Here is an 11,257-nt window from a genome sequence, read left to right as displayed (position 1 = left end):
AAAATTGTGAAGGGCAAGGAAATTATTCAAGGATTGAATGATGAAGTTTCTTATCTTGAAAAATTAATTACCGATAATGAACGAGTAAAGACCCATTTGGAGTCAAATAGACAAAAAATGTTGGATTTTTATGCAAAGATGGTTTATGAAACTTGGAAGAAGAGAAATCAATCGGATAAATTAGCCTTTATTTTTTCTTCTACGACTCTTATGCAAGCCTATGCGCGTTATAAATACTTCGATCAGGTACAGGACTATTCCAAACGACAAATAGAGCTTATAAAAGTGACTAACGATTCTTTGACGACAGTTAATAATAAATTGAATCTTTTGGTTTCGGAAAAGAACGAAAAGCAAAGCCTTATTGTTGCTAAAAATGCAGAATTGACAAAAGAACAAAATCAGGCTAATAGCTATGTTAATGAGTTAAAGAAGAAAGAGAGAGAATTAGATAAAAAATTGAAGGCCGAAATCAAGAAAAGAGAAGTTTTGGCTAACAAGCTGAAGTCTTTGATCGCCGCACAGGCTAAAAAATCAGGTAGTAAAAATTCTAACTATAAATTAACGCCTGAAGAGAAACTTATTTCGGATGATTTCGCTAAAAATAGAGGAAAATTACCTTGGCCTGTTGAAGAAGGATTCGTATCGGAGAAATTTGGAGTTAATGTTCACCCTCTTTTCAAGCAGGTAAAGTTGACAAACGATGGAATAACCGTTACGACATCAGCCGGTGCGGATGTCAGATCGGTTTTTACGGGTACTGTCGTCGAAATCATGTTTATACCGGGTTATAATAATGTAGTCATGATCAGACACGGTAATTATTTGACACTTTATTCGAATATGATAAAAGTTTACATCAGGAAAGGAGATGTAATTAAGCTGAAACAAAAAATAGGTAAGTTGGCTTCTGACAATGAAAGTAGCAGTACTTTAAATTTTCAGATATGGAGGGATAAGGAAAAACTGGATCCTCAGTTATGGTTGTCTCCCTGGTAGGTTTTATAGAGGCAGACTTTAAAATTTTTATCTATTTGATGAATTGATATTTAATTTTTTTTTGTTTAAATTCGCTATACGTTAAGCTGTGTATATGCGGTTTAAGTTGTGATCGAGATTTGAGTGGATATTGTTATTGTGTTGGTAAATTTAATATGAACTATTTCATTTTAGTTGGTGATGGACAAATTAGAATTTTCAATTACTTCAGAGATTGGAAACATCGTTAAAGTAGAAAATTTCATTGATTACTTTGTCGATGTGTATCATGTTGAACCTGAGGTATTCGGTAAAATCAGTCTGTGTGTTATAGAAGCGGTTAATAATGCTATTTTATATGGAAATAAGCTTGATCCTTCTAAGCATGTAAAATTTTTTGTACGCGAAGATGACAGTAAGCTTTGCGTAACGGTAAAAGATGAAGGAGAAGGATTTGATTACAATTATATTCCGGATCCTACTTTACCGGATAACATCGAAAAAGATGCCGGACGCGGACTTTATTTAATGAAAACCTTGTCGGATGATTTGATTTTTGAAGATAACGGTTCGAAGGTAACATTGGTTTTCAATTTATAAATTGTAATGAGTGAGATTTTCTTTTTTAATGAAGGGTGTGAACTGCCGCCTTTTCTATTGGCGGAAAAGATAAAGAAATGGTTGGATTTAGTGGCTTCCGATTATTCTTGCTGTATAGGGACTATTTCTTTTATTTTTTGTGATGATTCTTATATATTAAACGTGAATCAAAAATATTTGAATCACGATTATTATACCGATGTGATCACCTTTGATTATAGAGAAAACGACATACTTTCAGGCGACGTTTTTATTAGTTTGGATACTGTACGGTCCAACGCATCGGAGTTTAATACGACTTTTGAAAACGAGCTGAATCGTGTTATAGTACATTCGGTTCTTCATTTAATAGGTTTTAAGGATAAAACGGATGAAGATGCTAAGTTGATGAGAAAGAATGAAGATCATTGTTTAGAATTGCTTAAAACACTATAATATGTCGTCTTTATTTCCTCTATATGATGTTATAGTTGTGGGGGCTGGTCATGCAGGATGCGAAGCAGCATGTGCTGCTGCTAATTTAGGCTCTAAAACGCTACTTATTACATTGGATATGAATAAGATAGCTCAGATGTCATGTAATCCTGCCATTGGAGGAATAGCTAAAGGACAGATTGTTAGAGAGATAGATGCATTAGGGGGATATACAGGTATTGTGACGGACAGGAGTTCCATTCAATTTAGAATGCTAAATCTTTCGAAAGGGCCGGCCATGTGGAGTCCGAGATCTCAGTGCGATCGGATCTCTTTTTCTCAAAATTGGAGAAGTATCGTTGAAAACACGATTAATTTGGATATTTGGCAAGATCATGTGAATGAGTTGTTGTTGGATGCTGAAGGGAATGTAAGCGGTGTAAAGACAGCTTTGGGGGTTTATTTCTCTGCCAAGAAAGTTATTTTGACTAATGGAACCTTTCTCAATGGATTGATGCATGTCGGAAGAGTGAGTTTCCCGGGTGGAAGAATTTCGGAACAAGCTTCTTTCGGGTTGTCGGAGCAATTGATAAGTTTGGGTTTTACGATAGGGAGGATGAAGACAGGTACTCCTGTACGAATTGATGGCCGAAGTATTGATTTTTCTAAATTGACTCGTCAGGATGGAGATAATGATTTTCATAAATTTTCTTTTCTCCACTTTGATTATGAAAATGACTTGAAAAAGCGTCCGTGTTATATTGCGTACACGAATAAAAAGGTACACGATATATTGCGTACGGGTTTTGATGATAGTCCTTTGTTTAACGGCACGATTAAGAGTATAGGTCCTCGTTATTGTCCCAGTATTGAAACGAAATTAGATACTTTTTCCGATAAAGAGAGCCATCATCTTTTTTTGGAACCGGAAGGAGAAACGACTACTGAATATTATTTGAATGGTTTCTCTTCTTCTTTGCCTTTGGATATACAATTGAAAGCTCTGCGTTCTGTAGAGGGTTTCGAGCATGTTAAAATATTCCGGCCGGGTTATGCTATAGAGTATGATTTTTTCCCACCGACCCAGTTGTTTTCAACCTTGGAAACGAAATTGGTTCCGGGGCTCTATTTCGCGGGTCAAATCAATGGCACTACCGGTTATGAGGAAGCTGCGGCACAAGGTTTGATGGCTGGTATAAATGCTCATTTATCGCTTCATGAAAACAAAACTTTCGTGTTGAATCGTGATCAGGCTTATATTGGTGTTTTGATCGATGATTTAGTAACGAAGGGAGTAGATGAACCTTATCGTATGTTTACTTCCAGGGCGGAGTATCGTATTCTCTTACGCCAGGATGATGCCGATGTAAGGTTAACTCCTTTAGGATACGAAATGGGTTTGGTATCAGAAGAACGAAATCTTATATTTCGGGATAAAATGGTAAAAAGGGATCGTTTAATAGATTTTGTTCGAAATTATAGTATTTCTCCTGAAGAAATTAACGGAGTTCTCGAGACTTTGAATTCATCTCCGATCAAACAAAAAATAAAGTTGGTTGACTTAATTTCTCGGCCTCAAATCAACTTAATGAATATTATTGATTTTATACCTTCTTTAAAATCATTTGTTTCCGATCATTTTATTCGTGAGGAGATCATTGAGGCAGCCGAAGTTTTGGTGAAGTATTCGGGTTATATAGAGAGAGAAAGATTGATGGCGGATAAATTGAATCGTTTGGAAAATTTAATTATTGCCGATAAATTCAATTATATGGAGATAGCTGCACTTTCTATTGAAGCCCGTGAAAAACTTACAAAAATTAAGCCTAAAACAATTGGTCAGGCTTCTCGTATTATTGGAGTATCTCCTTCTGATATTAATGTTTTACTCATTTTAATGGGGAGATAAAGGAAGATGTTTCACGTGGAACATCTTAAAATGATGCGAAGGGTTGATATGCGGTTAATCGTTTAAAAAATGCATTATGAAAACAATAGAAGGTAATTTAGTGGATATCATCAATAGAGAAATTTATCCTTCTACTATTAAAATTTCGGGGGGAAGGATTGTATCTATTGAAAGGAATTCTAATTCCTACGATCGGTATATTATGCCTGGTTTTGTCGATGCTCATGTGCACGTTGAAAGTTCTATGCTTTTACCTGTTGAGTTTTCAAATATAGTTACTCAATTCGGTACGGTTGCAGTCGTCAATGACCCGCACGAAATAGCAAATGTGTTAGGGGTAGAAGGGGTGAAAAAAATGATGGAAAATAGTGAAGGAGCCGCTTTGAAATTTTATTACGGAATCCCTTCTTGTGTACCTGCAACTTCATTTGATCGGATAGCGAAAAGAATAGATGCTAAAGATGTAGAGGAGATGGCTGCTACGGGAAGATTTGTTGCATTGTCGGAAATGATGAACATACCCGGAGTTTTGAATAATGATCCAGAGGTGGTAGCAAAATTGTCTATTGCGAAAAAATATAATTTGAAAATAGACGGTCATGCGCCTGCGTTAAGGGGAGACAGTTTAAGCTTGTATATAGGACATGGGATAGAGACAGATCATGAATGCGTGGCTTTGGATGAAGCGGAAGAAAAAATCATGAAAGGAATGAAAATTATTATTCGGGAAGGTAGTGCCGCAAAAAATTACGATGCATTGAAATCCTTGATCGGAACACATACGGATGATGTTATGTTTTGTACGGATGACGCTCATCCCGACGATCTTCTGCAGTTCGGGCATATCAATTATATGGTGAAAAAGGCTTTATCGGATGGGTTTAGTATTTTTGATGTGTTACAAGTTGCTTGTTTGAATCCGGTTTATTTTTATCATTTGGATGTGGGGACTTTAAATATAGGAGATAAAGCTGATTTTATTATTACGGATGATATAGAGAAAATGAATATTATTTCTACTTTTATCGATGGGGAGGACGTTTTTAAAAAGAGATCTCTTCCTGATCTAAAAGAGAAATGGAACTTATTTAATTTTTTCCATCATGAAAAATTGAATGTTTCGGATATAGAAACGACAATATCGAATCAAGTGGCTTGTATTAAAATCACGCCGGATGAACTTGTAACCGAAAAAATGATTTATTCACTCGACAATGAAAAGGATAAATTTGAATCTGATCTTTCAGCTGATGTATTGAAGATTGTTTATTTAAATCGTTATTTGAACGGAAAACCTCAGGTCGGATTTATTTCCGGATTCGGTATAAAGCAAGGTGCTTTTGCTTCTTGCATTTCTCATGATTCACATAATATAATTGCTATCGGTTGTACAGACGAAGATTTAGTCACCTCCATTAATGCCGTGATTGAACAAAAAGGAGGTTTGTCGGTTAAAAACAAGGGTAAACTTTTAACTTTACCCCTACCCATAGGGGGAATTGTTAGCGATCTGTCTTGTGAAGAAGTTGCCGGTCGATACTTGAAATTGAACGATGAGATAAGAACGATGGGATCACCTCTGAAATCTCCGTTCATGACTCTTTCATTTATGTCGTTGATTGTAATTCCTTATTTTAAAATAGGAGAAAAAGGAATGTTTGATTATAGTAAGTTTGATTTTGTACAAGAATGATGGAAGATGATCTTCTGAAAGAAAAAGTAAGCAAACTGCCTACTAATCCCGGTGTTTATCAATTTTTAGATGCCAATGGTACCATTATATACATTGGGAAGGCTAAAAGTTTGAAAAACAGGGTTTCATCTTACTTTATCAAAACGAATCAATCATCTAAGACTATGGTTTTGGTGAAAAAGATCCGGGATTTAAGGTATGTAGTCGTTGATAGCGAGCAAGATGCACTTCTTTTGGAGAATAATTTGATCAAAAAATACAAACCCCGCTATAATATTTTATTGAAGGACGATAAGACTTATCCGTGGATTTGTATTACCAATGAACCTTTTCCTAGGGTTTTCATTACTCGAAAATTCGTACGAAACGGTTCGGAATATTTTGGTCCTTATACTTCGGTGAAATTCGCACATACTTTAATTACACTGATCAAATCACTTTATAAACTGCGTACATGTAATTTATCTATCAATAAATCAAATATTTATGATGGAAAATATAAGGTTTGTTTGGAGTATCATCTGGGAAATTGTTTAGCTCCTTGCGTGGGGAAAGTGTCGGAAGAGGAATATTTGGATTTTATCGTTCAAATTCGTTCTATCCTGAAAGGGAATATCTCTACAGTTCTGGATACCATGAATAGCAAAATGAGAGAATTTTCTATTTCCATGCAATTTGAAAAAGCTCAGGAATTGAAAGAGGCAATAGAAGCGTTGAAGACTCATCAGACGAAATCGACGATTGTGCGTACTTCTATCAATGACATGGATGTTTTTTCTTATATAGAAGAGGATAAATACGCTTATATAAATTATTTACGAATTATACATGGAGCTGTAAATCAGGTTCATACTATTGAATTGGAACGTAAGTTAGATGAATCGAGAGAATCCCTTCTCTCTTTTGCCATTCTGGAAATCAGACAATTGGTCAATAGTCATTCGAGGGAGGTTTTGGTTCCTTTTTATCCCGATGTTTTGATGGATGGAATTAATTATTTTATTCCGCAGCGAGGAGAAAAAAAACAGTTACTGGAACTTTCCGAGCGAAATGCCAAATTCTTTAAAATGGATAGGGAGAGACAAAGAGGAGTTTTTCGGAAGGAAGATAGTAAATTCACGGTGTTGAACACGATAAAAACGGAATTGAAATTACCTCGTATTCCGCATCGGATGGAATGTTTTGATAATTCGAATATACAGGGAACTAATCCTGTGGCTTCCTGTGTCGTTTTTATAGACGGTAAGCCTGCTAAACGGGAGTATAGGCATTTTCACGTGAAAACGGTAGAGGGACCTGATGATTTTGCCTCTATGGAGGAGATTATTTATCGGCGATATCACCGGGTTTTAGACGAAGGGAAAGAGCTTCCGGATCTAATTGTAATCGATGGAGGCAAAGGACAGTTGCACGCTGCTTTGAATAGTTTGGAAAAATTAGGTATTCAGGGACAAATTCCCATTATAGGTTTGGCAAAACGGATGGAAGAGATCTATTATCCCGGAGATACGGACCCTTATTTATTGGCTAAAAACTCCCTTGCCCTAAAAACCCTGATGCACATCCGTGACGAGGCTCACCGTTTTGGTATCACATTTCATCGGAAGTTAAGGGAAAAAGGACAGATCAATAGTGTTTTAAGTGAAATTGAAGGTATTGGAGAAAAGACTGAAATTACTTTGTTTCAATATTTTAAGACAATAGATATGATAGCAAAAGCTTCTTTGGAAGAGCTATCCGGGGTTATCGGAAAAGCAAAGGCTAAAATCATACGGAATTATTTCAATTCCATGGTATAAACCGTTATTTCTATCTGTTTACGAAGCATTTAATATAATTTGTTTTTTAAGAAACTTTTTTGCAGTTAAAAACGAATACCATAAATAGGGTATGGAAATACCTTATTTATGTGATTTTTGTTTAAAAAATAAACTTATAGTTTTGATACGATTTAATTAGACAGGCATTATGGGAAAAATAGCAAAACGATTAACGGATTTAGTAGGGCATACCCCTCTATTGGAATTATCTAATTTCAACCGAAATAAGAAGTTGAAAGCTAAAATTATAGCTAAGTTGGAATACTTTAATCCGGCCGGAAGTGTGAAAGATCGTATTGCTCTGGCAATGATCGAGGATGCGGAACGGGCAGGTCTATTGAAACCGGGTTCGGAAATTATTGAGCCTACAAGTGGAAATACCGGAGTCGGATTGGCCATGGTTGCCGCTTCCAGAGGTTATAGGCTCACTTTGACCATGCCGGAGACGATGAGTGTGGAGCGGAGAAATTTATTGAAGGCTTTAGGGGCGAATTTAATATTGACCCCGGGATCTGAAGGCATGCGGGGGGCTATTGCCAAGGCGGAGGAATTGCAGCAGGCCAATCCGAATTCAACCATACTGCAACAGTTTGAGAATCCTGCGAACCCTGCAATTCATGAACGGACAACGGCAGAAGAGATTTGGGAAGATACGGATGGTAACGTAGATATTTTTATTGCCGGAGTAGGAACCGGAGGAACAATCACTGGGGTTGGTCGTCGCTTAAAACAATTGAAGCCGGGGATAAGAATTATTGCCGTGGAACCGAGTGATTCTCCTGTTTTATCCGGAGGAATAGCCGGTCCTCATCAAATTCAGGGAATCGGTGCTGGATTTGTTCCCCGAGTTTTTTCAAATGAGGTGGTGGATAGTATCGTGCAGGTTGAGACGGAGAAGGCTTTTGAAACGGCACGGGAATTGGCCAAAACGGAAGGCGTGTTGACCGGGATTTCCTCCGGGGCAGCTCTGCATGCGGCTGTTATGGTTGCTAAACATCCCGATAATCAAGGGAAAAATATAGTGGTATTGTTACCGGATACCGGGGAAAGATACCTTTCGACACCTTTGTATAATTATGAATAGACATGAAACGAACCGATACTTTTGATATCTTACAGAAAAACGTGGAGAAGCTTTCCCTCCCTTTGGGAGAGGACGAATACATATTGCAACATGAGATGCCACTTCCTTCTATCGAAAAATTGAAGGAGGTGGTCAATTTGTTGCGTTCTGTCATTTTTTACGGTTACTACGGGGAACCTTGTGTGCATCCGGAAACTATTCGATATCATATAGGAGTGAAAATGGAACGTTTGTACCATTTGTTATCCGAACAAATCTTGTATGGGAGTTGTTTTAATATCCAGGGGCATTGTAGTGCTTCGTCGGAATGTGCGGAAGATCTGGCTTTGTTATTCATTAACCGGATACCGGAAATAAAACGTCTGTTGCATACCGATGTCCGGGCAATTCTGGAAGGGGATCCGGCAGCTAAAAGTTACGGGGAGGTTATCTTTTGTTATCCGGCAGTACGGGCTTTATTGAATCATCGGGTAGCCCACGAGTTGTTATTACTGGGAGTTCCTATATTGCCGCGTATTATTTCTGAGATGGCTCATTCCGAGACAGGTATTGATATACATCCCGGTGCAAAGATCGGGGAATCTTTTAGTATCGATCACGGAACCGGAGTTGTAATCGGAGAAACTTGTATTATCGGTAATCGGGTTCGCTTGTATCAGGGGGTGACTCTCGGTGCCAAACGTTTTGTATTGGATGAAGAAGGAAGCCCGATGAATATTCCTCGTCACCCGATTTTGGAAGATAACGTAGTAGTTTATGCTAATACGAGTATTTTGGGGAGAGTGACGATTGGCAGAGATTCCGTTATCGGAGGTAACGTTTGGTTAACGGTTAGCGTTCCCCCCGGTTCTCACGTTTTACAACAGAAGGCGTTATCCAATACTTTTTCCGATGGTCTCGGCATTTAATCTTCTTTTTCACCCAGGTATTCGTTGGGGTAAATAATACGTGTACGTATAGCGTATTTTGTCGCTTCATAAGCATTGCGTACCCCGATTTTCCTGAAGATATTCTTCCGATGGGTCAGTATCGTATGAAAACTTAGATTTCGTTCATGTGCAATCTCTTTTGTCGTTTTACCGGAAGCGATCTCTTTCAGAATGTCCCGCTCCGCGGGAGTAAGCTTGTTTTGTGTATGAAGCCCGGGATTGTTAATCGTAAGTAATTTGTTACATATGCGATTGCATATAAAACGCTCCCCGCATGTTGAACATTTTAAAGCACAAGTAATCTCTTCGTTGGAACAGCTTTTTAAAATAGCGCTGAAAGAGTGGGTGTTGAAAATCAATTTATTTAGAATATCGTCGTTCAAATTCTCTGAAAATAAAATCCATTTGGCTTGTTGAAAGCGTTCTTTTATTTCCAATAGTTCTTCTATATCAACGAAATCGAATAATATATAATCTATAACGACAACAGCCTCTGGATCCAAGGTGAGCCGTTGAATCAATTCTTCTTTGTTTTTTACTTCTGAAATGGTTTTGAATCCATTCAGTTTTTGCGATAAGAAGAGAAGTCCCGCTTTAGTAATATCTTGTTTGTCTGCTATGATTAATTCACTCATGGAAAAAGTCAATCTGTTTATTCATTCATGATTTCAGTCTGCCGGTCTATGGAGGCTTGGTGGATAGCCTTAAACACTTTTTCTACCAGTTCGGGGTTCAATCCGTTTTGCCTGGCTTCCGCCATGACCCGGTTCAGTATCTTTTCCCATCGGTCGGGTTGTAAGATCGTGATATTGTTTTGTTTTTTATACTGCCCGATTTCTTCTATGATTTTCATCCGGTTGGTTAACGTTTCCAGTATCATATTATCCAGGTTATCGATTTTTTCTCTAAGTTCTTCAATTATATATTGATAGTCGGAATTTAAGGATTGCTCTGCCCGAATAATTAATTTTGATAAAATATGTTTAAGTATTTGCGGGGTAACTTGTTGTTCCGCATCACTTAATGCTGAAGCCGGACAAATGTGGGATTCGATAATTAATCCGTCAAATCCGAGATCCATGGATTTTTGAGCTATTTCCTGAATGTATTCGGAATGTCCGCTGATATGACTGGGATCACAAAATAGGGGTAAATTTTTAATCCTTCGTTTTAATTCAATCGGGATCTGCCATTGCGGAGAATTTCGGTAGATTAAATTATTGTACGAAGAAAATCCCCGGTGAATGGCCCCTAATCGGGTTAAGCCACATAAACTCAAACGTTCGAAAGCCCCGACCCATAATTCGATATCCGGGTTAATCGGATTTTTTATTAGTACGGGGATATCCACTCCTCTTAATGCTTCCGCAATCTCTTGGACTGCAAAAGGATTAGCCGTCGTACGTGCTCCGATCCATAATAAATCGATCCCGGCAGAGAGCGCCATCTCCACGTGGTGAACGTTGGCGACCTCGGTAGAGACCTTCATGTCCAACTCTTCCTGAATACGTTTCAGCCAGGAAAGGCCCTTGCTTCCGACTCCCTCGAAACAGTTGGGACGTGTACGCGGTTTCCAAAGCCCGGCTCGTAAAATATCGATACCGTTATTTTTTAATTCTTGTGCAGTCTGAAATAATTGAAATTCGCTTTCCGCACTACAAGGACCTGCGATAATCAATGGCCGACGGGTGTCGGAGAAGAAATTCCATTCCGTGTATGGATATATATCCGGTTTGGATAACATATTATAATTGTTTTGTAATCAATATTTTGTATACCAGATGTATTTGATTTTATTCGTTAGAAAGAAATCACTCAAAGATATTCTTT

Annotated in this window: 10 protein-coding genes; 8 read left to right on the top strand and 2 right to left on the bottom strand. The window is 37.8% G+C overall.

What is annotated here, in order from left to right; genetic code table 11:
• Nucleotides 1-6: 6 nt before the first annotated feature.
• From QZR76_RS02545 to QZR76_RS02510, 8 genes are all read left to right on the top strand, one after another.
• Nucleotides 7-999 (top strand): peptidoglycan DD-metalloendopeptidase family protein, encoded by a 993-nt coding sequence (locus tag QZR76_RS02545; protein WP_294140088.1) that lies wholly within the window; start codon nucleotides 7-9, stop codon nucleotides 997-999.
• Between the two features lie 180 nt (nucleotides 1,000-1,179).
• Nucleotides 1,180-1,578 carry an ATP-binding protein gene (locus tag QZR76_RS02540; protein ID WP_294140087.1) on the top strand — a complete coding sequence of 133 codons (399 nt, stop codon included), beginning with the start codon at nucleotides 1,180-1,182 and terminating at the stop codon, nucleotides 1,576-1,578.
• A 6-nt stretch (nucleotides 1,579-1,584) separates the two neighbouring features.
• Nucleotides 1,585-2,013: an rRNA maturation RNase YbeY gene (gene ybeY, locus QZR76_RS02535; RefSeq protein WP_294140085.1), complete on the top strand. Its 429-nt coding sequence runs from the start codon at nucleotides 1,585-1,587 to the stop codon at nucleotides 2,011-2,013.
• Between the two features lies 1 nt (nucleotide 2,014).
• Entirely contained in the window at nucleotides 2,015-3,901 is a 1,887-nt protein-coding gene (gene mnmG / locus QZR76_RS02530; protein WP_294140083.1) for a tRNA uridine-5-carboxymethylaminomethyl(34) synthesis enzyme MnmG, read from the top strand.
• A gap of 76 nt (nucleotides 3,902-3,977) precedes the next feature.
• Nucleotides 3,978-5,594 (top strand): adenine deaminase, encoded by a 1,617-nt coding sequence (ade, locus tag QZR76_RS02525; RefSeq protein WP_294140081.1) that lies wholly within the window; start codon nucleotides 3,978-3,980, stop codon nucleotides 5,592-5,594.
• Nucleotides 5,594-7,393 (top strand): excinuclease ABC subunit UvrC, encoded by a 1,800-nt coding sequence (gene uvrC, locus QZR76_RS02520; RefSeq protein ID WP_294140220.1) that lies wholly within the window; start codon nucleotides 5,594-5,596, stop codon nucleotides 7,391-7,393. Before ade ends, uvrC begins: the two co-directional genes overlap by 1 nt.
• A gap of 169 nt (nucleotides 7,394-7,562) precedes the next feature.
• Nucleotides 7,563-8,498, top strand: a complete 936-nt coding sequence (gene cysK, locus QZR76_RS02515) for a cysteine synthase A (RefSeq protein WP_294140079.1) — start codon at nucleotides 7,563-7,565, stop codon at nucleotides 8,496-8,498.
• Nucleotides 8,499-8,500: 2 nt separating this feature from the next.
• On the top strand, nucleotides 8,501-9,406 hold the full coding sequence (locus QZR76_RS02510) for a serine acetyltransferase (protein WP_294140076.1): 906 nt from the start codon (nucleotides 8,501-8,503) through the stop codon (nucleotides 9,404-9,406).
• On the opposite strand, the gene QZR76_RS02505 is transcribed toward QZR76_RS02510, so the two are convergent.
• Together QZR76_RS02505 and QZR76_RS02500 are read right to left on the bottom strand one after the other, a co-directional pair.
• Complete coding sequence (locus tag QZR76_RS02505) at nucleotides 9,403-10,062, bottom strand: response regulator transcription factor (RefSeq protein ID WP_294140075.1); 660 nt, start codon at nucleotides 10,060-10,062, stop codon at nucleotides 9,403-9,405. The two genes, QZR76_RS02510 and QZR76_RS02505, sit on opposite strands and share 4 nt — an antisense overlap.
• Before the next feature lie 17 nt (nucleotides 10,063-10,079).
• Nucleotides 10,080-11,171: a bifunctional 3-deoxy-7-phosphoheptulonate synthase/chorismate mutase type II gene (locus QZR76_RS02500; protein ID WP_294140073.1), complete on the bottom strand. Its 1,092-nt coding sequence runs from the start codon at nucleotides 11,169-11,171 to the stop codon at nucleotides 10,080-10,082.
• Between the last annotated feature and the right edge of the window lie 86 nt (nucleotides 11,172-11,257).

Source organism: uncultured Sanguibacteroides sp. (assembly GCF_900543425.1).
Lineage (GTDB): Bacteria > Bacteroidota > Bacteroidia > Bacteroidales > Marinifilaceae > Gabonibacter.
The sequence above is the reverse complement of the archived record's forward strand: the minus strand, read 5'-3'. Positions and strand labels throughout refer to the sequence as shown.